This is a genomic window from Rossellomorea sp. GQ25 (genome assembly GCF_059758515.1).
Genome location: NZ_JCAXEQ010000002.1, coordinates 691301 through 716456, shown reverse-complemented (window position 1 = coordinate 716456; position 25156 = coordinate 691301). Strand labels below are relative to the sequence as shown.

Genomic DNA, 25156 nt, shown 5'->3' with positions numbered 1-25156 from the left:
GGACTTGTCCTGCCTACTCAATAAGAAAAAGGCATTGCACTCAGCAATGCCTTTCAAACACGCATTCTTATTTATCAAATTACCGCCCGCCAGTATAATACTTGAATTGATTGGACTGCCCCTGGCAATAAGCGTTATAGCCCTCACTTTTGTGTGTATCATAGCAATCACCGGTGAGATAGTCTTGAGAAAAGTACGTTTCTTTGATACTGCCCACGATGACGACCCCAGCCATGAAGGATAAGGGAATCAAAACGAATAGCCAAACCATTTTTGAAAACCTCCTTTTTCTAAACCTTATTAGGTAAAAGCAGGTGAACGTCCTGTAAGTGTTGCTTTGCTTCTGCTACTATCTTACCATTATTATATGAAAAATATAGATGATAATGCGGGTGTAATATGGAATTGCCGCTAAGCCCATGAACTTGGTGTCAATTAAATTTAGATTATAAGGAATTCGAGAACACAAGCCAGAATAATATTCTTAGGTGTGCTCTTTTTTTGTTCCGCAACTAGGTTATAATGAACCTATAATCCTCAGGAGGTACATATGAAACAGCAAAACTATGAAAACCACAGTAAGATCGATCCCGCATATCATGTTGGGATTGCGCTATTATCACTCATCACACTCATTCTGACGATTACGTTTTTCGTTAAGAATGTTGGGACAGAGACTTTGCTAAGTTTTGTGGTGCTGTTTGTTGTGTTGACGATCATCCTTATAGGGATAAAGCTAAGAACCTATGCTCTTCAGCTACAGGATCGCATCATCCGCACGGAAGAAAATTTCCGCTATTATCGTTTAACGGGGAATTCGTTGGATGATACGTTATCCGTAAAGCAAATGATTGCGCTCCGCTTTGCTCCTGATGAAGAATTTCCAGGATTAGTGGAACGTACATTAACAGAGAACTTAACTGCCAAAGACATTAAAAAAGCGATACAAAATTGGCGTGCAGATCATCATCGCGTATAAACAACACAGAAGGACCGCTCACTCTTGGGCGGTTACATTTTTGTTAAAGGAGGCTCATTATGCCGAACGAAGTCATGGTGGATGTAAAAGATTTAGTGAAAAGATATGGCTCCTTTACGGCAGTGAAGGGAGTGCGGTTCCAAGTAGAGAAGGGTGAAATCTTCGGCTTGCTTGGTCCGAATGGGGCCGGGAAGACGACGACGATCGAGATGCTCGTGGGACTTCGAAAGCCGGATGAAGGGACAGCCACACTGGCGGGATACGACGTTCGCAAAGAGGTGAATAAGGTCAAAGAGGTGATCGGGGTTCAGCTTCAGTCGACCTCGTTGTTTGAGTTGTTGAAAGTGGAGGAGATTCTTCATTTGTATGCGAGCTTTTATCCGAGTCATGTGGACATCAATCAACTGATTGAGGATATGCTCCTGAATGAGAAGCGGAAGGACCGGATCAAGGGGCTTTCGGGCGGTCAGAAGCAGCGGCTGGCAATTGCCCTGGCGCTGATTCATGATCCGGAGATTGTGTTTCTGGATGAACCGACGACGGGACTGGATCCCCAGGCGCGACGGACGTTGTGGGACATTGTGCTGCGGTTGAAGGAGCGGGGGAAGACGGTGATTTTGTCTACGCATTATATGGATGAAGCTCATGTGCTCTGTGACCGAATAGGCATCATGGATCAAGGGGAATTGATCGCCCTTGACACGCCGACGAATCTGGTGAAAACCCTGCAATCAACGAGTACGATCGAATTCCATCTCAACAATCCTCCTGAACAGGAGTGGTTCTTGAAAATGGATGGAGTGGAGGAAGCGGCCATCAAGGATACCTTCGTCCAGCTCTATACCGATGAACTTCAGTTGGCGCTGACCTCCCTGATTTCCGTGTCGACGGAACACAATCTGAAAATCGAGGATCTCCAGACGCGCCAGGCGACATTAGAGGATGTATTCATTCATATGACAGGAAGGAAGTTGCGGGAATCATGAGAGCTTATTGGCAGTTAACCTTGGCACAATTACGGATCTTTGGACGTAACAAGCAAGTCCTCTTCTTTACGTTACTCTTCCCGGTCATTCTGATGGTGGCACTCGGGTCATTTGCAGGTGGGGGAAATTCGCTCTCGTTAACAGTAGGAATGATCGACGGGGATCAATCCGAAGCTTCGAAGGACTTAAAGGACTTATTTTATAAAAATGAGGGAATCGAGACCACGAAATATGAGAGCGTCAAGTCAGGAAAAGAAGCCGTTGAAAATGGAGATATCCAGCTTCTCATCGAAATCCCGAAAGGATATGAAGCTAACCTGAAAGACGGGAACGAGGCTTTCTCCCTTCCTGTGTACTATAACGAGAAAAACCTGACCACGTCAGAGCTTGGATTGACGGTGGTGAACGGCATCATCGATCAATACAGCAAGGACCTGGTTGACTATAAGCCGTTAGTGACGGTTGAGAAGGTAGGAATCGAGGCTCTGAACCTCCGATATGTTGATTTCCTAGTACCGGGGATCGTCGCCATGATGATCATGAGCAACAACATGAACGGGGTGGCTGGTCAAATTTCCGCCTGGCGTGAACGGGGAATCCTTCGGAGAATGCAGGGAACCAGATTGAAAGCATCCACGTTCATCGCAGCCCAGATCACGGCGCGCCTGATGCTGAACGGAACCCAGGCATTGCTCGTTGTCCTGATTGCCGATCTCATCTTTGACATTAACGTCGCCGGTTCGTGGCTCGCCATGATCTTCTTCATCATACTAGGAACCCTTGCGTTTATGGCACTCGGCTTTATCATCGCCGGCATGGCGAAGAACCCTGAAAGTGCCGGTCCGATTGCAGGTTTCGTCACGTTTCCGATGCTGTTCCTAGGTGGCGTGTTCTTCCCGATCAACAATATGCCGGATCTCATCCAGCCGATTGTGAAGGTGCTGCCGATTGCACATTTGAGTTCGGCGTTGCGGGAGACGATGAATCTTGGGACCCCGTTTATGGAATTGAGCACGGAGACGCTTATATTGGGGGCTTGGCTAGTTGGCGGGTTTGCGCTGGCTAGTTATGTGTTTAAGTGGGAGTGAAATAATGAAAAGAAGGTCCAATCGAGTCATTCAGACCCGATTGGACTTTTTTATGCCCTTTTCTCTAAATCCTTCTCGGTTTGGCTCGTTCCGACTTCTTTTTCGTCCTTCAGGGTTCCGAACAAAACATCTACAAACGTTTTCAAGATCATCTGCCCCCATTCATTTTTTGTTTCCATAGACATAAGCTGGTACCCATCATTTCTTTAACGATTCGTTCTGCCATCTAAAATCTCGCTTTTTAATATCGATTCCAAAAGCTCTTCGTAATCGTTACGGGATGTCTTACTTTATCGATTTGCTGGAAGAAAATAAAAAAAGGACACCTTGGAATTTCAGAATGAATTTAAGAATCAGGCTCAGTCATAGGACTGAGCTTTGTTGTTTATCAAGAAAATACAACCGTGTCAGGCACCAATATTGAACACCAGTTAATTAGGCATTTGAATCAGTAACTATACCCAAGCAGAGTTCATATGTTGTTGAGAAGAGTAATCGAAGTATCGTTCAATCTCTTGTTGAACTGTTCTTTTCGTTATGTCGTTGTCGGTACACCTAGTTATTTGATTAAGGAGGAACGAAAAATGAATAATTTTCAGAATGAACTTCAAATGTTGAATATTGGTGATTTCCAAGCAAACGAGGCGATCCCTTGGGATCAAAACCAATATATCGATCAAGATCCTAGACAAATAGGATTCTTCTTTAGGTGCTTCAGTTGTTTTAGTTGCTTCAGTTGTTTTAACTGCTTTAACTGCTTTAACTGCTTCCGTTGCAGTAATTGCGGCGGCGGGGGTCGCTGTGGCGGGCGCTGCGGTGGCGGAGGACGTTGCGGTGGCGGAGGACGTTGCGGTGGCGGAGGACGTTGCGGTGGTGGCGGACGCTGCGGCGGTCGGTGATTCTGATTTCTTATGAAATGTAAGGCAATCTATAAAGAAAGACCCCCTGAAACTCATGCAGGGGTCTTTCTTTCTATAAAGGAGACATAAGAGACAAATTCAGTTACATAGGATGAAAGTGAAAAGAAAAAATTCAATGAATGTTCACAGAGAAGGAGGACCGAGATGACAAAGATGCTCCCTTCTATGCGTTTAAAGGTGAAAAGAGACACTTTTTTTCTCCCTGATCCAAACAGAGGTGTGTATTTTCGAAATAATGCAAGTTCATTTCATATGAAAGGCAGTATGATAGATCAGTGGATTAACAAGCTGATCCCCATGTTCAATGGGGAGTACACATTGGGGGATTTGACAAACGGATTGTCTGGCCCCTATCGGGATCGGGTGTATGAAATTGCAGAAGTGCTGTATAAAAACGGCTTTGTTCGGGATGTAAGTCAAGATTGTCCGCATCAATTGACGGATCATGTGGTTAAAAAATATGCTTCTCAAATTGAATTTTTAGAGAATCTTTCAGATTCAGGTGCATACCGTTTTCAAGCATATCGTCAGGCAAAAGTGTTGGCTATTGGCTCTGGGCCTTTTATGATCTCGTTGGTGTCTTCGTTGATTGAATCTGGTTTGCCCGCGTTCAGTGTGCTGATTACAGATGAAGTCCAGACAAATCGGCTCCGGCTGGAAGAAATTGTTGTGAGTGCACGTAAAACAGACCCCGAAATAGTAGTGGAGGAGGTAAAAATGAATAAGGGGAGGGAAGGTTCTTGGCGGGACATCATACAATCGTTTGAAGCGATTTTGTATGTGTCGCAGGAAGGTGATGTAGAGGAACTGCGAGCACTTCACCAGAGTTGCAGGGAAGAGGAGAAAATATTCACTTCTGCAATATTTCTGAACCAAGTGGGTATGGCAGGTCCCGTCGTTCATCCAGAATCTGAAGGATGTTGGGAGTCTGCGTGGCGCAGCATCCACCAACCCGTTTTAGGCAATGACGATAAAATAAACCGTTTTTCTTCCATTGCTGGTGCCATGCTTTCAAATGTCATTGTGTTTGAATTGTTTAAAGATATAACAGGAGTTACTGAATCAAATCAGAAGAATCAATTATTCTTGCTTAATCTGGATACGTTGGAAGGAAATTGGCATACGTTTAAGCCTCATCCGATTGTGACTGGGCGTTTTACGGCTAAACGGATTCAAGAAATTGATTTGGAGATTAAACAGAATTTATTCAGAGGGGAACCGGGCAGGTTGCTTCTTAACCTTAGCCAGTTGACATCGGCAGTATCCGGTATCTTTCATCTTTTAGACGAAGAAGATTTAATGCAGTTGCCTTTGTCACAGTGCCGCGTTCAGGTAGTAGACCCGTTATCGCAAGGACCTGCAGGGTTATTACCAAGCATTGATTGTACAGGGATGACACATGAGCAGGCACGGAAAGAAGCAGGTCTATCTGGAATTGAAGCGTATGTATCACGAATGGTTGATGTCCTCGTTGAGTCTCTTCCTCCACAACAGAAAGCAGAGATAATAAAGAACAATGAATTTGTGGGTGTCGGAGCGGGAGAAAACATTGTAGAAAGCATTTGCCGTGGATTGCAAAAGTGTTTAACGGAGGAACTTAACAAACAACTGGCTGATAAGGAGCATACAGTCTCTTATGTACACTTAAGCGATATAGAAGATGAATGCTGCCAATATTATTTACAGGCACTTTCCACGTTGCAGGGTACTCCAATCATCGGCTTAGGTAAGGAAGTGTCAGGCTTCCCTGTGGCTTGGGTTGGCATGAAGGACCGTTGGTATGCCAGCACAGGTTTGAATCGGACAATAGCGTTACAAAAAGCGTTGCAACAGGTGCTTATAAACGGGGAAAATCAAGCATTGTGTGATGCATCTGTGGTTCTGAAAGAAAAGACCTCACAAAGCATTGTTTTCCCTAAAAGCGAAAAAATACAGCCCTACGAGGACTTAAAGTCTGCCATGAAAGTCTTGAAAAAAAACCGCAAGCAACTAATGACTCTAGAAATAGGGCTGGAATCACTTTTTAATAAGGAAGTGGTAGGGGTGTATGGTGTATTTCTTCGAGAGGAGGAATCCCTGTGAGTGAAGTGGTAGTCATAGTCGGAGAAGGTACTTTAGCCGCCAAAGTATGTGAAGAATTGTCACCCCAATTCCAGGTAGTTTGTCATATTGATTTCGATAAAGATATACCTGAAAACACAGATTTAGTTCTAGTGTTGCATGATGCCTGGAATCCATCGATTCACCAAAAAGCGGAGGATGTATTACGTCCAATCGGCATTCCATGGCTCCGAGGGTTCGTTTCATTTGGGGAAGGTGTCGTCGGCCCAATAGTCCTTTCAGATTCACCAGGGTGTTCCAGATGTGCGGACATGAGACGTCTCATGGCAGGACGCGAACGTAAAGAGATGTCGGAAATGCCGCAGCGGTTAGCAGCGACTGACGGAATTTCACGTGACGTGTGGGCATCGAGCACGGGGGTTTTACAAATCGCCTATCAGGTAGCGGCAGAGGCACAGAGGATTCTGCAAGGGGATAAGGTCCTATCAGAAGGACAAATATTTTTAATGAACATGAAAACACTAAAGAGTTCTTGGCATCCTTTTCTGGCTGATCCGTTATGTACTGTATGCAGTACATTACCTGACGATTCACCCGCTGCTGCAGCAATTTCACTTAAATCAAGTCCAAAAATAGAAGGTAGTTACCGCTGCCGTTCGATGGACGACCTAAATAAAGTGCTAGTGAAAGAATATTTGGATCATCGGACAGGCATTTTGAATGGGAAAATGCATGATTTCGTATCGATATTCGCTGATGTTGGTGTCAATTTGCCGTTATTCTCAGGAGACGAGGGGGTAGCAGGGCGGACTCATTCGTTCGCGGCAAGCGAATTGACGGCAATTTTGGAGGGCTTGGAGCGGTCCTGCGGTCTATCACCCCGGGGAAAACGAACAGTGGTTTATGATAGTTATCGTAACCTTAATGAACAGGCTCTTAATCCTCTAAAAGTAGGGGTGCACGCTGAGAAACAGTATGCACGGCTGGATTTTCCATTTGAAAAGTTCCATCCTGATCGCCCGATGAAATGGGTATGGGGTTATTCGTTTTTGGAAGAGAGTCCCATGTTGATTCCAGAATTACTTGCTTATTACAGCTTGGGGTGCAGTGGAGAAGGATTTGTCTATGAAACTTCCAACGGATGTGCGTTAGGTGGAAGTTTGGAGGAAGCCATTCTCTACGGGATAATGGAAGTGGTTGAACGTGACTCCTTCCTGATGACTTGGTATGCAGAGCTGCCTTTGCCGCGCCTTGACCCTGATTCATTGAACGATAAAGAACTGAGGCTGATGATCGATCGTGTTCGCACGGTGGGTGGATATGAACTTCACTTTTACAATTCGACGATGGAGCACGGAATTCCAAGCGTTGTTGCCATTGCAAAAAACAGAAAGCAAAAGGGATTGAATCTTATCTGTGCTGCTGGAGCTCACCTGGATCCCGTAAGAGCGGTGAAAAGCACGGTTCACGAGTTGGCTGCCATGATGTTAACGCTTGATGAGAAGTTTGAAAGCAACAAAGAGGAATTTGTGAGAATGCTGCACGATTCATCCTTGGTGCAGAAGATGGATGATCATGGGATGTTATATGGATTACCTCAAGCGGAAGAGAGACTGCAGTTTTTATTAGACGATCATCGCCCGATGAGATCATTCAAGGAGGAATTCAAGGAGAAGCAGGCTCAGGCTGATCTGACCGAAGATCTGCGGGACACTCTTCAGAAGTTTCGTCAATTGAACCTTGATGTTATTGTGGTAGATCAGTCGACACCAGAAACGAAACGAAACGGACTGTATTGTGTGAAAGTACTGATTCCGGGAATGCTGCCAATGACATTCGGACATCATCTAACGAGAGTTACAGGTTTGGAGAGGGTGCTGCGGGTACCGATGGAACTTGGTTATGTAAGGCAGCCGCTGACACCTGAACAGCTCAATCCGTATCCACATCCATTTCCATAAGCGGTGACTAGGAGGGGCAGGAGGATGGATCTAAAGACATTTCTGCACAATCTGCATTTTGATATTGAAAAGGTAAGCCCTAAAGACTGGGTAATTGACTGGGATGATGCGCCTCTTCCGTATAAACTCTATCGTGAGCTTCCAGTCTTTCCTTTATCTCTGGAAACTCCGTTGACACTTGAGGAATGCGAAGTACCAGAACAACCTAACCTTCAGGGGATCGGTCATTTTCTTTGGTATGTATTCGGCTTTACACAACTTACTCAGTCTGCCTTGTCTGCCACCGATCAAGCGCCGGAAATTATGCAGTCGTTTCGGAGATTTGTTCCTTCTGGCGGCGCATTGTATCCGAACGAACTGTATGTGTATCTGAAGATAGAGGAAGTGCCTGTCGGGGTGTACCATTATGATGTGGCCCACCATCGATTGGTATTATTGAGAGAAGGAAATGTTGATTCTTATATAGCCCTTGCTTTGGGAAATAGCTGTGAGGTATCTGATTGTTTTGGAACTGTTTTTGTATCGACGATGTTTTGGAAGAATTTTTATAAATACAATAACTTCGCCTACCGACTGCAAGGGTTAGATGCTGGTGTGATGATTGGACAGTTACTGGAAGTAGCAAAACGGTTTGGTTTTGCTACGGGAATCTACTTTCAGTTCCTGGATTCCGCGATCAACCATTTGCTGGGACTTTCAGAAGAAGAGGAGAGTGTGTACGCAGTTATCCCACTAACAGTGGAACCTATGAGCTGGTTTCCGAATGGGAGCGGCAGAAACGAGCCTATTACTGCTGCCAAACTGTGTCAGGAGTTGGAAATGATTCAAAATCAACACTACATGCGCTCTAAAGAGATTAAATCGTTTCCGATGTTAACGAAGATGAATGAGGCATCGATCCTAAAATCCACGCAATCGTTTCGGGGAATTAAGGGGAAGGAGAGGGTGAATGGCGAAGGTCAAGTCGTGACTCTTCCTCCTGTGAATCAGTTTTCTTATGATCTGGCATCAGTTTGTCACAAGAGATTTTCACCTGATATGGATTTTCTCTCTGGAAAGGTAAGTCAAACGCAGTTAGCCACCCTGCTCCATGAAGCAACATCGGCGTATTTGTATCGGAGTGATTTGGATGAAACCCATGAGAATGATAATCCTCGTGTCTCACTGTATGTCTGTTTGAATAATATTGATGGCATTCCGAATGGTGCCTATCAATACGACAACACAAATCATGTGTTACGACAGGTCGGTTTAGGTGACCACCGATTAACTTTGCAATACGGAATGTCTGCAGGAAATGTAAATTTATTTCAAACACCCCTCTGTTTTCATGTGGCAGGAGATAAAGGTCACTTCATAGAGGAATTGGGATACAGGGGATATCGTATTCAACAAATGGAAGCGGGTATGCTAGTGCAACGATTACTTTTGGCGGCATCAGCCCTTGAGATGGGAGGACACCCATTGCTTGGGTTTAATGCGAAACTGTGTGATGAGATTTATAAGATGGATAAACAAGGAGAAACCAGCCTAATTCAAATTCCGGTTGGTCCCTATCAACCCCGCCCTTGGTTAAAGGGGAGTCTGCAATGCTAAGAAAGATAAGAGTTGTGCTATTTACATCGAATGCATATGGGCAAGATAGGTTGATATACAGTAGATGAAAGGTGGGGTTATCTACAAGAAGGATATGAAATAACGAATTCTTCAGTGGGACATCACCACCATTAAACACTAAAGTGATAGAGACTAGTAGGTCAATCATAATGCCAGGGAGAGAATGATCTCCCTGGCATTGTATTTTCTATTAAAAAACGATGAAATAGGAACAACTATTCTTCCATGAACTCTCTCTTTAGAATAGAAGGCAAGTTTTACGAATGACTTAAACTGTGGTACATGTTATCGAATTAGCGTATAAGGAACAGGCTGTCTATTTACGGATGGAAATCCTCATCTCTTCCCTCTCACTCTTCTCATAAGCCTTGGCAATCCCCATTTCTGCAACCGCACTCCTGGATACGGTTTTGTATGGCATGGAAATATGAAATTCCTTGTCAAATGGAAAAGGATCCAATGTGACTTCGTTCGCCTTTCCCCATTGAGCCATAAGGGGTTGATTCTGGGGATGAAATGTCTCCGTGTTTTTAAATCCGTTCTTAAACCAGGGATGCTCGTCTTCTTTATCCACACCCGGCTCATTCAGACAAAGATATAAGGACAGATTATCTGAGAATTGCAGTAAGCGGAAATGCTGCTGTAGTAATTCTTCATCAAGGTCAGGAAGCGACTTCTTAAGTCTCATTTGTCTTCTGGCTTCTCCTGTTAAAAAGACAAGGCAGTCTTTATTTTCAGATTGGGAAAAGAAGGAGCAGAAGTGAAGGCTGCACAGGAGACTCGCATAGGTGTTCACTCTCTCAATCTCGTCCACACCGATTTTGTAGAATGCCAGTTTCGGCAGGAGAGGATAGTCTGAAAAGGTGTAGGGAATCTTTTCCCTGTCATTCCAGATTGGAGTGTCGTCCAAACCGATCCAGCTCCGGTCATGTTGATAGGCCGCATATAAGGCATCGTCAAAGACTTGATCTGATTTTAGTAGATTCCGGTTAAAGTGCTTGATGGTTTCGCCAGATAAAAAGGCGTGATCGTGCTGTTTGATCATGATAAATGAATCCTTGGTTTCCCGAATAATCATGATGGGGGCTCCTTTCTGTGGGTTGTCTGTGAATCCATTATAGCAAAGTTGATCTCTCTTAATCTTACCGGGAAGAATATAGGGGGGATACTTTTTTCTTAATAGGATCATAGGTAAATTAATATGGAGGGTCAGTCCTTTATTCAAAAGAAAAGACCGAAAGCGAGTACCTGCTTTGGTCTTTTGTGTAAATCAATCAATGGTGATGATCATGGTTTCCACTATCATCAGGGGTTTGATCGTTCAGGGCTTTGACATCAGCCCTGGACAGCTCACCGACAGCGAAAGGCAGGGTCGGCATGATGGTGGATCCGTTGCTTGCGGCATGGACCTTGATGTAATAGAGGCCATCGTCCGTCAGCTTTTTGTTGAATGTATAAATCCCGTCTCCGGCATTTTCGGCTTCCTCCATCTGATCATGGAAGGAGCCGTCACCTTTCCATATTTCGACATGGACAAAATCGGCATCATCGACCGACTGACTGTTTTGCGTGAGCGCAATCTTGATCGGCTCACTTCCGGATAAGTCTTCAGGCATGGTGATATCCGCCTGAAGCGGGGATTCTTGACGGTAAAGTTCGGCTGCATCCTCTTTCGGTGAACAGGCTCCGAGCATCATGCAAACGAAGATGAGACTAAGGTATTTCGTACGGTTTTTCATGAAGCATCGTCCTTTCTTATTCCGCACCGAGGAATTTAGTTAAGGCAGGGATCCGTTTGATAACCAGCCAGTCAAGAAGCAGGATCACGATCAAGGAAACTCCAACCAGTGGGAAGAGGATGCCCAAGACAATCATGAGAAGCAGGAAAAGCTTCATTTTCAGGATGCTGGGTGCTTTCGGTGCACCCATTTCCTTTTTCGGTTTCCTCTTTAACCATAGATAGAATCCGCTCACCACCACCAGGATGATCCCGAGGCATAGGAAGAGACTGATCAATTGGTTGATGAAACCGAATTGTGTGCCTGTATGCAGGGTAATGCCCATCGCGACGATTTTCCCGCCGATACCGTAGTGGTCAAAGCGATAATCAGCCAGGATAGCTCCTGAATATTGGTCAAGGTGCATGGTGACTTCATTTTGAGCTTTGGCAGGAAAGGCGGATAGAGTATAGACGCCTTTTTTATCTTGGGGAATGTACACCGTGTAGCTGGGATCGATTCTTTCTCTTTCGGCAATGCTCACAATATCGTTCATGGATACAGGAGTGTAACCTTCGAGTGCTGATACGGGAACGTCCAGGTTTTCCGCTGCCCAAGGGACGTCGGCGATTTCCTTTGTTTCCTGCACGGACTGTGGTGCATCGCCTGTCCAGATGGATGGAGGATATCCTGCACCTGAATGGGTCATGAGATTCTGGAAGTTGGTACCCCAGAAGCCCGACCACGGCAAGCCTGTCATGATCAGGAACAGCATTCCCGATGTAATCCAGAAAGCCGGTACAGCGTGAAGATCACGGCGAAGGATGCTCTTGCCTTTCCGGAAACGGGGAAAGAACACACCGGAAAGCTTTTCCTTTTTCCGTGGAAACCATAGAAATAATCCTGTGACAATCAGGACGATGGCCCAGCAGGCGACAAGCTCAACGATGCGGTCTCCGAGAGTTCCGGCCATCAGTTCTCCGTGGATCTCTTCTATTTTATTCATGATCCGGTCTTCGGGCTTTAACTCGCCAAGTGACTTCCCCGTGTAGGGATCCATGAAGACGGTGGCAGAACCATCGTTGGTGCTGATACCGATTTCACTGGAGCGTTCGGGGCTTTCTCCCGGACGATATTTAGTGATTTGTGCATCCGGGTGGAGTTTCTTCACTTCTTCGATTTGTTCAGAAGCAGGAAGTTTCTCCCCTTGTGCTTGGACCTCGTAATACTCTGTGTAAAGATTCTGTTCGATCTGGGGCTTGAATAGATAAATGGACCCTGTCACAGTGAGGATGAGCAAGAACGGGGAAATGATGAGTCCCGCATAGAAATGCCATCTCCAAATCGTTTGATAAGGAGACATGTTCGATTTTTTACGCATAGTGGAGTCCTCTTTTCTTAGTCATGACAGCAGTCCGTACCCTGCATTTCTTCTGAGATGACAGAGATGGCTTCTTGAAAGTTGTGAAGATGTCCACCAAAACCTGATTGGAATTGATGGGCTTGCTTGTTCGATTTGAATGTGATGACCTGGGGCTGGCAGCAGTTCAGGTTCAAGTCCGCAGCAATCAGGAAAGTGGCGGTCTTCCCACTTATCGTCATATCCGTTAAGAAATCGCGACAAAGGATCTGCACCACCTCATCCTTGATGTCTTCATAACGGAGCAATCCACAATGAGCGCAGCAGGCCTGCTCGATCGTGTGATCCTTCTTCACTAATTGAACCGCTATTCTGGAATTGACGGGCTTCAGGCAATAGATGCAGGTATTCGTTGGTACGCCTTGATCCTTAATGGTTGAAATGCCATTGGAGGTTTTGTGGACTAGGTTCTCTTCTAGGAGAGGCTTCAAGTCCCGATACACAGTCATTTCAGAGACATCAAGCCGGGAGCTGATTTCCGATACACGCAGTGTCCCTTCCTCTTCCAACCATGTTAAAATCTGTTGTTGTCTGTCGATAGGCAGCATAGTCATCGTCCTTTCGAATGATAGCGTTTTATAGTTAAATAGTATGGAAGGATCATAGTTTATTCAAGAGAATGATTGTTGGGAAATGTGAAAAAATGTTGACTTGTAACATAATGGACAATTGTTCTTCATATTTTTCACACATATTGGTTTCTCCCTTATGAATTTTGACACAGAGGCATTAAGAATACGCATTCTAATATGATTTGGTTCATAGATTCACAGAATTCTATTTTATATTGTAGAGTCCTTAAGGAAAAAGAAGGGTTTTTCCTTCAGAAATAGAATGATTATAGTGAATGCCAGTATTCTGGGAGGTATGAACAATGGGAAGATTAGTACATTTCGAAGTTCATGTGGATGAAATGGACCGTGCGAAGACGTTTTATGGAGAAGTATTCGGCTGGAAGTTCGAAGACTGGAGTGAATTCGCCGGAATGCCTTACTTTGGTGCGGTTACAGGGGATGAAAATGACATGGGGATCAATGGTGCGTTGATGCAGCGTCAAAGTCCTCGACCAGAACCGAATCAGCCGATGAACGGGTATACATGTACGATTGGCGTGGAGAATTATGATGAAACAGAGAAACTCATTCTTGACCATGGCGGCAAGGTAGCGATGCCTAAGTATGCCCTGCCAGGAATGGCATGGCAGGGGTATTACGTTGACACGGAAGGGAATGTGTTTGGGATTCATCAGCCGGATAAGGATGCGAAGTAGTTTTAGGTTAATAAAAATGATGTTGCCTGACCTTCTGCCGTGGATCAGGCAACATGTATGACAAAAAACTTTAAAGATAACTGGTGAATGTATGAACAGGCAATATAAGTGACACACAACAAACGTCCTGACTCAGGGCGTGTTTTTTTATTGTCTCCGTGTGTTAAATAAGGATGTTGTTTGCTAAGTGAAATGGAAACCTACCAATCCAGAACGATTTGTCGACTTTATAGAGGGCAATCGTTCAACGGATATCACATTATGGTCAATTGACAAGTGTGCGAAATCACTCAAAGTTATTAAAAATAAATAATCCGGAAAAATTAACAAGTTGATCAAATTAGAGGCGGTGGAATTGATTCAAAATAGAGATTATCCTCATTTATTAAAATAGACGAGCACATAGTAAGGAGGTCAGGCCCCGACTATTCGAGCCATTTCTACTCCTCCATGCCCTTTTGTATCCTTTCACTTTTTCTCATGAATATTAACAAATTGACTGATTAATGAATTTAATTCATTAGCTTTTTTTGTGGGAATTCTATGATCCGATTTTTCGATGAATTCCAATTGATTTACAGGTAACTTTTCATGTAATATCTCAGCATAATGGTGAAATTGATTATCCTTTTTTCCGTATATCAATAGTGTTGGAAGAATGATGTTTTTCAGACGATCGGTACAATTATAGATCAAACTATAAGTATAATATTGCTCGATGTTTCTGGAATCGCCTTGTTTGGCATCTTTGAACATCTTATTGAACAGTTCTTGATTATTCGAGTTGCCTTTTGATATAGACCATGCCAAAACAGAAACCAATCCAGCCCTCGCAAGCTTGGTTGCAACCCGAATTCTATTCTTTAGAAGTTTATCACTTACTTCAGACATCCCACTTATTATACAGCCACCTAAAGCACGGTTTGAAGAAGTCAGTAAAAATTCCAATACAATAGAACCTCCTGTGGAATAACCGCATATTAAAGCTTTCTCAATATGTAAATGATCCAGTATTTGAATCATATCTCTAACAATCAGCTGATAGGTGATGGGTTCGTTTGAGTACTGACTTCGACCGTGACCCCTAATGTCAAAAGTGATGACTTGAAAACTTCGAGATAACTCCTCTAATTGATACTCGAAGTTAACGGAAGTTAGAGTGGGAGGATGGATAAAAATGATTGGAGTCCCTTTCCCTTTAACTGAATAATGTACATTAGTCCCTTCAATGTCCAACAGTGGCATGTAATTTTCACCTCATGTCATGTATGCCATATATTCTATCTATAAAGTTCTTCACCAAGCTTTGATTTTAATTTGAATTCTATGGCATTTATATTATTCTATAAGAACCATTTATTTATTCCTTACTACATTTATTTCTCAATGTCTTCCTCATTTCTCCTGACTATAGAACGTAACCGTGACCTTTGCCATTTCAAGTATCTTCATGTGAAGCTCTTTAGGTTTGAGGACTTTCACCTGATCTGCAAATCCCAGCAAATACCCTTTTGCTTCTTCTTCTGTATCAAACGAGAGGGTAACGGGTATCCAGTCTTTACTGGTTTTATCGCCAATTTCAAGTACTCGTGCAAAGCGGCCGGTGAAAGTCAGCCTCGACAGGGTGGAGGGGGTGACTTCCACCTTCACTTCATATGAGGGCAATTTCTTTATAAAGGCTTTTGTTGAAGAATTCCAGTATTGAGCCAGGTTAAAGTCGATTGGTCTTTCAAATGTTTCGCCCAGAGGTACGGCAGATTGGATCCTGGAAGCTCTGTAATTCCGGATGTCACCATTTTCCTTGGCGGCAATCAAGTACCAGAGATCACCCTTCGCCACGAGTCCGAGTGGTTCCACAATGCGGTCGTCTGTTTTTCCGTCTGCTCGCTGGTAGGTGATCCTCAGTTTGTGTTCCTTCCAGATGGCCTCTTTGATCACTTCAAAGGAGGCTGTTTTTTCTTTCTGTTTCCGCCATGAGCTGGTGTCGATGTGAATCCGGTTCCATACGCCTTTCGCATTTTCACGGTAGGTGGATGGAAGGGAAGCGATGAGTTTGTTCCGGGCTTCCTCAGACGTACGGGTCAAGCCGAGATCATCGAGGAGGTGGGCTGACGGTGATACGAACAATGCCAGGATTTCCGATTCTTTCAACCCGGTCAGATCCGTCTGGTAATCTTCGAGTAAGGACCAGCCTCCGTTTTTCCCTCGCTCTGCCACCACCGGGATCCCTGTTCCGCTCAGGGCGTCCATGTCCCTGTAAATCGTCCGTTCGGAGACCTCCAATCTCTCTGACAGTTCTTTTGCGGTCATCTGCCCGTGTGATTGTAATAATAAAAGGATGGATACGAGTCTGTCGCCTCTCATCTGCTTCACCTTTTTCCTGAATTTATTAAGTTTATTTAATTAAATATGACAGTGGATGTCAAGAATAGGATCGTATAATAAACGTATCTTACTAGACGAAAGGAATGGGTTGGATGAAATCACTGACTGGAAAAGTTGCACTCGTAACAGGAGGAAGCAGGGGAGCCGGACGTGCGATCGCCATTGAATTGGGAAAAGCCGGGGCGACGGTATATGTCACGGGACGAAGCACCAAAGGGAATTCCACGAAGAATTGGGCAGGAACGATTGACGACACGGTTTCGCAAATAGAAGAGGCTGGCGGGAAGGGGATTGCCGTTCGTTGTGACCATACGATTGATTCAGAAACGGAAGCGGTCATCGGGCAAATTCGGGAGGAGCAGGAAAAGCTGGATATTCTGATCAATAATGTGTGGGGAGCTCATGACATCGGGGTTAAGCCGGGGGCATTCTGGGAGCTGCCCCTTACCAATTGGGATACGATGTTCACGGCCGGTGTGCGGGCTCAACTGGCGACCAATCATTTTGCCATCCCGTTACTCCGTGAGAATAAAGAAGCCCTCATCATTCACACGACCTTCTGGGATGATGGCAAGTACACGGGACAGTTCTATTATGATCTGGCCAAGAATGCTCTCGTTCGCATGGCGTACGGACTTTCAGAAGAATTAAAAGGGGACAATATCGCGGTCCTAGCTGTTTCACCTGGATTTATGAGGACGGAGCTTGTACTCGAGCACATGGGAGTGGACGAGGAACACTGGCAGGAATCGGAAGACTTAAGGAAATCCGAAACCCCTTATTATGTTGGACGTGCCATCACGGCGCTGGCGATGGATCCAGTGGTGATGGAGAAGACGGGAAAGGTGTTAAAAGCAGGGGACCTGGCGAAGGAGTATGAGTTCACGGATGTGGATGGACGTTATATTCCACCGTTCACGATGTAGCAGGTTGAATCTGTCCTCTGGATTAAGGGTCCGGGGGACAAATTCAATTGATGAAATCCAGTCTTAACCCCCATCTAAGCCGAATAGACTATTCATGATAACCACTTTCAAAAGGAATAGGGGTGGCATGATGTTTTCGGTGACAGAGATGCGTACATTCGAGTTGTTTTCTGTTCCCCATATGACTGTGCTTTTGATGTTTGTGGCTATATCTTTTTACCTGATTTATGGTAGACGTTTTCTGAAGCCTAATCAGTCAATCATGAAGGGGACATTATTCGGGATCTTGATCCTTAGCGAAGTGACATGGCATATCTGGCTCGTGGCAACGGGAACATGGGAGGTGGGTGACCTGCCACTTCAGCTCTGTTCCATCAGTACATTTATCTCGATTTATTTGTTCTTGAAACCGAATAAGAAAGCTTTTTATTTACTGTTCTTTATCGGGTTGCTTCCACCGATTTTAAGTATGGTAACGCCTGAAATGTATTACCAATTTCCTCATTACCGTTTTCTGAAATATTTCCTCCATCATGCAGCCATTGCGTGGTCCGTCCTTTATTTCATCATGTATGAGGGATACCGGGTACCAAGAAAAGCTGTATGGACCGGCTTCCTGATGATCAACCTTCTCGCCCTGCCGATTTTCTTTCTTAATCTTTTTCTCGAAACGAATTTCTTCTACTTAGCCAATCCGACGGAATCTAAAACGATCCTGTCCTTTTTTGGGTCGGGAGTCGTGTATTATCTAAATCTGGAAATAGCGGCACTTATGGTGTTTTTCGTGACGTATCTTCCAATGGGGATGCTTATGAAGCGGGAGAGGTTGAATGGGTAACACTGGGTATATGTTTATCATATACTAGCCAGCTGGAAGCAGGGAGACGGGAATTATGTGGAAATGAAATAGCTCAATCTAAAAGGCTCTCCCACCCCATGGTGGGAGAGCCTTCACGATTTACATCTGAATCTCAAACTGCTTCGAATACAGTCTGGAATAAGGGCCTTCTTGTTCGAGTAAAGCTTCATGGGTTCCTTCCTCAACAATCTTTCCATCTGACAAAACAACAATTCTTTCGGCGTTCCGGATGGTCGATAAACGATGGGCGATCACGAGCGTCGTTCTTCCCCTTGCCAGCAGCTCCAAGGATTCCTTGACGATGCTTTCACTTTCATTATCCAGAGCGCTCGTGGCTTCATCGAGAATGAGGATGGGCGGGTTCTTCAAGAAGACACGGGCGATACTGAGCCGCTGCTTCTGACCGCCGGATAATCGAACGCCACGCTGTCCGATTTCGGAATGATACCCTTTTGGCAAACATGTAATGAACTCGTGGGCGTTAGCCTGCTGAGCAGCCATCCTCACCTCTTCGTCTGTCGCTTCCGGATGACCATATCGGATATTATCCATGACGGTTCCGGAAAAAAGGTACACATCCTGCTGTACGATACCGATGTTGGATCTGAGGAACTTCAAGTCCAGGTCCTTCACATTTTCACCATCTACATAGATTCCACCTGCCGTGACGTCATAAAAGCGGGGGATCAGGGAGCTAATGGTCGTCTTTCCGGCTCCGGATGGTCCAACGATGGCTACGTATTCACCTGGGCGGATCTCGAGAGTCAAATCTTCGAATACCGGTTCTAAGGCCGTGTCGTAATGAAACGATATGTTTTTCAGTGCAATGTGTCCGACAACGTTTGAGTGAGGTTTTGATTCAAGAGCATTCTCGATGTCAGGCTTTGTATTCATGATTTCCATGAACCGTTGAAAACCTGTAATCCCCTCCTGGAATTGCGTACTCATATGAGTGAGCCTCTGGATGGGTTCGATCATAAAGCCTATATACAACAGAAAGGTGATCAAGTCAGGCAGGTCAAGGGACGCATCCACAATCTGAATGGACCCGAAGATGACGATGGTGATCGTAATCAGTTGAATGAATGCTTCCGTCCCGTTATAGAAGTAAGCTTCTGCTTGATAGGTTCCCTTCCGGCTCTCCAGAAATCGTTGATTCTCCCGGTTGAATTTGCTGATTTCAAGGGATTCATTGGCAAACGACTGAACGACGCGGATGCCGGATAAGGAATCTTCCACCTGGGTGTTGATATCGCTGATCCGCTCTTTGTTATCCGTCAACGCCCGGTTCAGCTTCTTATTGAAATAAAGCGAAAAGAAACCGAGGATCGGAAAGAAACAAAAAACGGTAAGAGTAAGAGGAGCATTGATAAAGAACAGAATCACAAACGCTCCAAGAAAACGAACCAGATACTTCACATAATCTTCCGGTCCGTGATGATAAAGCTCGGATACCATTAAGAGATCATTCGTCACTCGGGTCATCAACCGGCCTGTCTTCTCTTTATCATAAAAGCTGAAAGAAAGCTTCTGCAGATGAGAGAATAATTCGCCTCTCATGTCACTTTCCATTCGTGCCCCGATTTCATGCCCCTTGTAATCCACAATATAATTTCCGATGTTTTGGGCAATCACGAGGATAATCATCAGACCGCCAACCCAAAGCACTTCCACAAAAGCCGTGGAAAGACTTCCTGCCAGGACTTCCTTCGTCACATAGCGAACGAGCAAAGGAAAAACGAGGGTCAGGGACGATGTGATCAAAGCACAGAACAATACAATAAGAAAAATCGAACGATACGGCTTGTAATACGAAATGAATTTTTTCACTGGAAAGTGCATAATATACCCCTTTAATGTGTTATTTCACGAAACACATATAAGGGGGAAGACCGTCAACGTTAAAAAGGTGTTCCGCCCTTATATGTTTGTACGGTTATCATAGCGATGTTTTTCATGAAAACAGCCTCCTTTTGAGTCGATACATTCATTGTATGATGTGTATGAAGAAAAATAAAGTTAATTTTCTGATAATTAGAACAGTATGATTGTCTCCCGATTTCATACTGAATCTTGTGTAAATCCCTAATCAAACCGCTATATAAAGGATGAAAACATATAGGGGAGTAAATGGGATGCACGTACATATGAATGGATGGATGAATCTTCCGAGGACGATCCGGTGGAATGGAGTGTTTAAGCAGGGGCTTCCTGAATCTAGAGTCTGCTATCAACTTAATGACGGAAGGCAGGGGTCTTTACTCAGGAGCAGAATCCTTATTTCCTCTGAAGGAAAGAAAAAGCGATAGTTCATTTGTCCTCTCGACGTTGAATCAGCTAAGAATGAGTTGCGGGATAGACGTAGAAGCTTGTAAAGAAAGAAAAAGATAAAAGATAAGAGCACCGAGGGAGTGGCGGACGCGCATGAGGTGGAATGACCCCATCATGAATCATAAACCCACTTGTCCAGGTGCAACCTAATACAAATTGGCTATCTTTTCCCACTGGTTGCGACTTCCGGATCATTGACGGTCATCCGGCTCTATTATAGTGTGTTTGTCATGAAGAAAGGGGGGTGTGCCGATGCGAAGTGTCCGCAGCCGGTTGTTCGGGATGCTGATCGTGTTCATTATCCTGCCGTATTTTCTGTCGGTATTCATCATTTACAGCAACACGAAGACAAGTGTCGAGGACCATGAAATCGAGACAAGCCGGGAAGAGCTGCAGGAGAGCGGGGCGGTGCTGGAGCGGTATTTCGAGGACATGATTTCCCTTCCCTATGCCCTTTATAACGACCCTGATGTTTTACAGGTATTTGAACAGGGACTGAAGGGGGATCAGGAGGATTCCTTCGAGAGAAGCATGAAGATTTTCTCCGTCACGCGTCCTGACATCCGGCAGCTGCGCTTTTACTTCAATCGGGATCAAGAGGCGATGACGGTGTATCGCTCGAAGTTCAGTGCCCCGAAAGTGCAGGAGGATGTCCTTGAGGAGCCCCTTTTTAAAAAGCTGTATCAGTCAGAGAGGAATTATCTCATCGAAGCCCCCCATGTGATCGAGAATGTCGGAAACGCGGCGATCATCCCGGAATCGGATAAGACGAGGGTGCTTACCATCCATCACAAGGTGAGGAATATCCTTACGGGTAAGTTCCTTGGATTCCTGTCCATGGATATCGAAGTGAATTCGTACGGGTCGATCATCCAGCATCTGTCCGATACGGGGGATGCACGAGTGGCGCTCCTGGATGAGAAGGGCACCATTATCTATTCCAACCATAAAGACACTATCGGGGAATCCTTCAAAGGGAAGCCGTCACCTGACGAACTCATCCTCCAAGAAAAGTTTGAGGGGAACCTGGAAGGCTGGAAACTGGTGAAGATCATATCAAAGGATTCCCTGTTCAAGGACGTAAATGAAGCGGCATATTCAAATATTATATTGGGGATAGGTGTAGTGGGCCTCGGGATTATCATGGTCATGGTGATTTCTCATATCATCACGAAGCCCATCGTCCACCTTAGTGAAAAGGTAAGGTCCATCGAAGGCGGCAATTTGGACATCGATTTCACAACCTCCCGGAAGGATGAACTGGGGCATTTGGAGGAACATATGGATGATATGATGCATCGGATCAATCAGCATATCGACCGGGAGTATAAACTGGAGATCGAAAGCCGTAAGAATCAGTTCCGTGCCTTGAAGTCCCAGGTGAATCCTCATTTCCTTTTCAATGCCTTACAGACGATCGGCGCTGTCGCCCTCAGGTCCAATGCGAAGAATGTGTACAGGCTCATCACTTCCCTTTCGAAGATGATGAGGTATTCCCTTCATGCGGATCAGTGGGTCACGGTCAAGGATGAGCTCACCTATATCGAGTCGTACCTCTTCCTGCAGAAGGAACGCTTCGGGGAAGGGGTCCGCGCGGATATCATCGTCGAAGAGGACGTACTTCCTGCATCGATTCCGAGCATGATCCTCCAGCCCCTTGTGGAGAATTATTTCAAGCACAGCTATGAAGAAGGATATGAGAATTCTACCTTAGCCATCCATGGGAAACGAGAGGGGGATTCCATTACCTTCAGCGTACAAAATACCGGTGCGTCCATGACCGAAGGAGAGCTGGAATGGATCCAGGCATCCCTGTACAGGAAAGCCGCCGCCGAACAGTCTCGGGACAGTGGGATCGGGCTGAAGAATATTTATGAACGCCTGCAGTTGAATTTCAATGAGGAAGCATTGTTTGACATAGACCGAATGGAGGGGAACGGCTTCAGGGTCACCATGACGCTTCCATTCCTGGAGAGGAGGAAACCGAATGAAAGCACTGATAGTCGATGATGAACGGAATGTTCGCAATGTCCTCCGCCAGTTCGGGGAATGGGAGAGGTTCGGCATCACGGAGATCTTTGAGGCGGCGAATGGAGTCGAGGGACTCGGGATCATCAAGCAAGAGGAACCCGACATCATATTCACGGATATCAAAATGCCGAAGATGACGGGGATGGAGCTCATAGAAGAAATCAATAAGCTGTCCTTCAAGGGAAAGATCATCCTCGTTACCGGGTATGACGATTATACCTTTATGCGGAAGGCGATCCAGTTGAACAGCTTCGATTATTTGCTGAAGCCCATCGAGGAAGAAGCGTTTCAGGCCGTCCTGGAGAAAGTGGTGGAGGCAGTGAAAGAGGAAGCAGCAGAGGTGATCGAGCAGGGAGAGATCCTGGAAGAAGCGATAAGATTGCGCGGAAATCAGATCATGACCGCCATCTGTTCAGGGGAGAACATGGAGGAAGACACCATTGCGCCCCTTCTCCCCGATGAAAAGGAAATGGACATGACGCTTCTTTCCTTCTATGGGAAACAGCGTCCGGAAATACATATAGAAGCTTTGGATGAGGAGCTCGGTATCCGGAGAATCGGCAGGGCATTCACCTATCTTAATGGGGAGAGCCTGTGCATCGTGATCACGTCGAAGGATCAGTGGCTCTATGTGGAAGAATGGATGAGTGAAAACATGACAGTCCCCGTCCGTCTTGTCCAGAACGGGCTCGATTCCCTGGGAAGCATCCAGGATGTGTTCGAAGGATTATCCAGCGAGCTCGAACAGAATCAGTACCGGACGATCCGCCGTCCCGATGAAATGGAGGCGGCAAGGCGTATCCAGGAGATCGTTTCCTATGTAGAGACCTATTATATGGAGGATATTTCCCTTGAAAAGCTGTCGAAAATGTTTTTCCTCACCAGGGAGCATATTTCAAGGACATTCAAGAAAGAAACCGGCATGACCCTGTCGAAGTTCGTGACAAAGCTCCGGATCCAGCAAGCGAATTCGTGGCTCGTGGAGACGGAGGAGTCGATCTATTCGATTGCCACCATGCTCGGCTATCAAGATGAGAAATACTTTTCCAAACTATTTAAAAAAGTGACCGGACTGACGCCGTTTGAATTCCGGTCAAGCGGGGGATCAGAATGAAACAGAAACTACTCAAAGCCTTTATCATCGGCTTCATCTCTGTCACACTCACTGCTTGCGGCGAGTCCAAAGAAGAGAAAAAAGAATCGGAACCTGAAGAAGAAAAGGTCACCCTCACGATCCGGAATCCCAAGGTGGAAATCGCCAACGAGTTCGAACAGATGGTATCCACTTATGAGGAAGAGAACCCGGGAGTCGCCATCAAGGTGGAGACGGTTGGGGGAGCGGCGGATGATTATTCCGATATCACGGCGAAGCTTGCAGCGGGTGAAGGACCGGATATCTTCACCAATCTCGGACGGGAAGCCGCGAAGGAGTGGAGACGGTTTTTAGAAGATTTGTCAGATGAGCCGTGGGTCAACCGGGCATCTGAGAATGTGCTAGCCGGGATTACGTTGGATAATAAGGTATACGGGATGCCGATGAATATAGAAGGCTTCGGTATCGTCTACAACCGGGATCTCTTTCAAAAGGCGGGCATCACTTCCCCGCCATCGACCTACCAGGGGCTTGAGGAAGCAGCTGCTAAGCTCGACCGTAAGGGAATCATGCCCTTTGCCAACGGCTATTATGAGGATTGGAAGCTCGGCCATCATATGGCGAGTGTCGCCTTTGCTCAAGCAGACAAGGGATTTCCTCAAGGATTGGATAAGGGTTCAGCAAGCTTCCGGGACAATCCGTCATTCCAGAATCTATTCACCCTCCTCGATCTGACGGTCCGTTACGGAAATGAACGCCCCACTAACACCGACTATTACACGGAGCTAGAACAGTTCACAGAGGGAAAGGCCGCCATGATCCTGCAGGGCAACTGGATTCAGCCACTGCTCGAAGGCAAGGCAGTTTCTGTGGGCATGTTCCCCGTGCCTCTCAATGATCGTAAAGAAGGCAGGATCCTAGCAGGCGTCCCGAGCTATTGGGTCATTAATTCCCAATCCTCCCCGGAGGAAAAACGGGAAGCGAAGAAGTTCCTGAACTGGATGGTGTCATCAGAGAAAGGACAGGCATACATGACGGAGAAGTTTCACTTCATTCCGGCCTTCAAGGACATCCCCGTCCAGGACATTGGTCCACTCGGAGAGGAAACCCTGAAGTTGATCAAGGATACGAACACCTTCAACTGGTCCTCCTTTTCCCCATGTATCAAAAAGGAGATGGGAGGAATCATGCAGGATTATATCGATGAAGAGAACTCGGGGCAGGAAGCATTAGAGGAATTCGACAGGGCTTGGAAGGAAGGGGCGTGCCTGTCATCCTCCTCTTAGGCTGGGTGATCGAGCATGGAAAGCGACTCGTCGGGATGGACGGTCGTTTTTTTGTACGGTAGGTCCCTCTCCCTGTTAATCGTCTCCATGACTTTCATCCCCCCCCATATGAGCCTATCCTCCCCCTTATCAATTTAAGACGAAAATGACATCAATCCATGCCATATCCAGTTCTGGCCCCCCCTCTTATACTGATATATGTAAGGCGAGCTTAGAGCGCCGGAA

General features: G+C 45.6%; 22 protein-coding genes. 13 read left to right on the top strand and 9 right to left on the bottom strand.

All coding sequences use genetic code 11. The annotated features are described in order from the left end of the window. Positions 1–79: 79 nt before the first annotated feature. A complete protein-coding gene (locus AC6CIB_RS09380) occupies positions 80–271 on the bottom strand; it encodes a hypothetical protein (protein WP_498279947.1) in 192 nt (63 codons plus the stop codon). 279 nt (positions 272–550) lie between these two features. On the opposite strand from AC6CIB_RS09380, the gene AC6CIB_RS09375 reads away from it, so the two are divergent. The 3 genes from AC6CIB_RS09375 to AC6CIB_RS09365 are packed head-to-tail and all read left to right on the top strand — an operon-like array spanning position 551 to position 3053. Beyond that, a complete protein-coding gene (locus AC6CIB_RS09375; RefSeq protein WP_498279945.1) occupies positions 551–979 on the top strand; it encodes a DUF6526 family protein in 429 nt (142 codons plus the stop codon). A 59-nt stretch (positions 980–1038) separates the two neighbouring features. Then, a complete protein-coding gene (locus AC6CIB_RS09370) occupies positions 1039–1965 on the top strand; it encodes an ABC transporter ATP-binding protein (RefSeq protein ID WP_498279943.1) in 927 nt (308 codons plus the stop codon). After that, entirely contained in the window at positions 1962–3053 is a 1092-nt protein-coding gene (locus tag AC6CIB_RS09365) for an ABC transporter permease (RefSeq protein WP_498279941.1), read from the top strand. The genes AC6CIB_RS09370 and AC6CIB_RS09365 overlap by 4 nt, the downstream gene beginning before the upstream one ends. A 50-nt stretch (positions 3054–3103) precedes the next feature. On the opposite strand, the gene AC6CIB_RS09360 is transcribed toward AC6CIB_RS09365, so the two are convergent. Continuing rightward, a complete protein-coding gene (locus AC6CIB_RS09360) occupies positions 3104–3238 on the bottom strand; it encodes a hypothetical protein (RefSeq protein WP_498279939.1) in 135 nt (44 codons plus the stop codon). Positions 3239–3637: 399 nt separating this feature from the next. On the opposite strand from AC6CIB_RS09360, the gene AC6CIB_RS09355 reads away from it, so the two are divergent. The 4 genes from AC6CIB_RS09355 (at position 3638) to AC6CIB_RS09340 (ending at position 9591) form a co-directional block, all read left to right on the top strand. Further along, positions 3638–3952 carry a heterocycloanthracin/sonorensin family bacteriocin gene (locus tag AC6CIB_RS09355; protein ID WP_498279937.1) on the top strand — a complete coding sequence of 105 codons (315 nt, stop codon included), beginning with the start codon at positions 3638–3640 and terminating at the stop codon, positions 3950–3952. Between the two features lie 165 nt (positions 3953–4117). Continuing rightward, a complete protein-coding gene (locus AC6CIB_RS09350; protein WP_498279935.1) occupies positions 4118–6055 on the top strand; it encodes a putative thiazole-containing bacteriocin maturation protein in 1938 nt (645 codons plus the stop codon). Further along, positions 6052–7995 carry a TOMM precursor leader peptide-binding protein gene (locus tag AC6CIB_RS09345; protein ID WP_498279933.1) on the top strand — a complete coding sequence of 648 codons (1944 nt, stop codon included), beginning with the start codon at positions 6052–6054 and terminating at the stop codon, positions 7993–7995. Before AC6CIB_RS09350 ends, AC6CIB_RS09345 begins: the two co-directional genes overlap by 4 nt. 24 nt (positions 7996–8019) lie before the next feature. Beyond that, positions 8020–9591 carry a SagB family peptide dehydrogenase gene (locus AC6CIB_RS09340; protein WP_498279931.1) on the top strand — a complete coding sequence of 524 codons (1572 nt, stop codon included), beginning with the start codon at positions 8020–8022 and terminating at the stop codon, positions 9589–9591. Between the two features lie 337 nt (positions 9592–9928). On the opposite strand, the gene AC6CIB_RS09335 is transcribed toward AC6CIB_RS09340, so the two are convergent. From AC6CIB_RS09335 to AC6CIB_RS09320, 4 genes are all read right to left on the bottom strand, one after another. After that, a complete protein-coding gene (locus tag AC6CIB_RS09335) occupies positions 9929–10690 on the bottom strand; it encodes a DUF3891 family protein (protein ID WP_498279929.1) in 762 nt (253 codons plus the stop codon). Between the two features lie 196 nt (positions 10691–10886). Continuing rightward, positions 10887–11351, bottom strand: coding sequence for a FixH family protein (locus AC6CIB_RS09330; RefSeq protein WP_498279927.1), 465 nt, complete (start codon positions 11349–11351; stop codon positions 10887–10889). A gap of 16 nt (positions 11352–11367) precedes the next feature. Then, positions 11368–12711 (bottom strand): PepSY-associated TM helix domain-containing protein, encoded by a 1344-nt coding sequence (locus tag AC6CIB_RS09325; RefSeq protein ID WP_498279925.1) that lies wholly within the window; start codon positions 12709–12711, stop codon positions 11368–11370. Between the two features lie 17 nt (positions 12712–12728). Beyond that, positions 12729–13298, bottom strand: coding sequence for a DeoR family transcriptional regulator (locus tag AC6CIB_RS09320; protein WP_498279923.1), 570 nt, complete (start codon positions 13296–13298; stop codon positions 12729–12731). A 326-nt stretch (positions 13299–13624) separates the two neighbouring features. On the opposite strand from AC6CIB_RS09320, the gene AC6CIB_RS09315 reads away from it, so the two are divergent. Continuing rightward, the gene (locus tag AC6CIB_RS09315; protein WP_498279921.1) at positions 13625–14020 is read left to right on the top strand and encodes a VOC family protein; all 396 of its coding nucleotides are present in this window, start codon (positions 13625–13627) and stop codon (positions 14018–14020) included. A 468-nt stretch (positions 14021–14488) separates the two neighbouring features. Here AC6CIB_RS09315 and AC6CIB_RS09310 read toward each other — a convergent pair whose 3' ends face one another. Together AC6CIB_RS09310 and AC6CIB_RS09305 are read right to left on the bottom strand one after the other, a co-directional pair. Then, positions 14489–15265: an alpha/beta fold hydrolase gene (locus AC6CIB_RS09310; protein WP_498279919.1), complete on the bottom strand. Its 777-nt coding sequence runs from the start codon at positions 15263–15265 to the stop codon at positions 14489–14491. A 150-nt stretch (positions 15266–15415) separates the two neighbouring features. Further along, positions 15416–16384 (bottom strand): helix-turn-helix transcriptional regulator, encoded by a 969-nt coding sequence (locus AC6CIB_RS09305; protein WP_498279917.1) that lies wholly within the window; start codon positions 16382–16384, stop codon positions 15416–15418. A 113-nt stretch (positions 16385–16497) separates the two neighbouring features. Between AC6CIB_RS09305 and AC6CIB_RS09300 the strand changes: the two genes are divergently transcribed. After that, on the top strand, positions 16498–17331 hold the full coding sequence (locus AC6CIB_RS09300; RefSeq protein WP_498279915.1) for an SDR family NAD(P)-dependent oxidoreductase: 834 nt from the start codon (positions 16498–16500) through the stop codon (positions 17329–17331). Between the two features lie 130 nt (positions 17332–17461). Beyond that, positions 17462–18169, top strand: a complete 708-nt coding sequence (locus AC6CIB_RS09295) for a YwaF family protein (protein WP_498279913.1) — start codon at positions 17462–17464, stop codon at positions 18167–18169. Positions 18170–18289: 120 nt separating this feature from the next. Here AC6CIB_RS09295 and AC6CIB_RS09290 read toward each other — a convergent pair whose 3' ends face one another. Further along, positions 18290–20032 (bottom strand): ABC transporter ATP-binding protein, encoded by a 1743-nt coding sequence (locus AC6CIB_RS09290; RefSeq protein ID WP_498279911.1) that lies wholly within the window; start codon positions 20030–20032, stop codon positions 18290–18292. A 741-nt stretch (positions 20033–20773) separates the two neighbouring features. Here AC6CIB_RS09290 and AC6CIB_RS09285 point away from each other — a divergent pair. Genes AC6CIB_RS09285 through AC6CIB_RS09275 form a run of 3 tightly spaced genes read left to right on the top strand, consistent with a single transcriptional unit; the run spans position 20774 to position 24931 of the window. Next, entirely contained in the window at positions 20774–22531 is a 1758-nt protein-coding gene (locus tag AC6CIB_RS09285) for a cache domain-containing sensor histidine kinase (RefSeq protein ID WP_498279909.1), read from the top strand. After that, on the top strand, positions 22509–23666 hold the full coding sequence (locus AC6CIB_RS09280; RefSeq protein ID WP_498279907.1) for a response regulator: 1158 nt from the start codon (positions 22509–22511) through the stop codon (positions 23664–23666). The genes AC6CIB_RS09285 and AC6CIB_RS09280 overlap by 23 nt, the downstream gene beginning before the upstream one ends. Continuing rightward, positions 23663–24931 (top strand): ABC transporter substrate-binding protein, encoded by a 1269-nt coding sequence (locus AC6CIB_RS09275; protein ID WP_498279905.1) that lies wholly within the window; start codon positions 23663–23665, stop codon positions 24929–24931. Before AC6CIB_RS09280 ends, AC6CIB_RS09275 begins: the two co-directional genes overlap by 4 nt. The last annotated feature ends 225 nt before the right edge of the window (positions 24932–25156 follow it).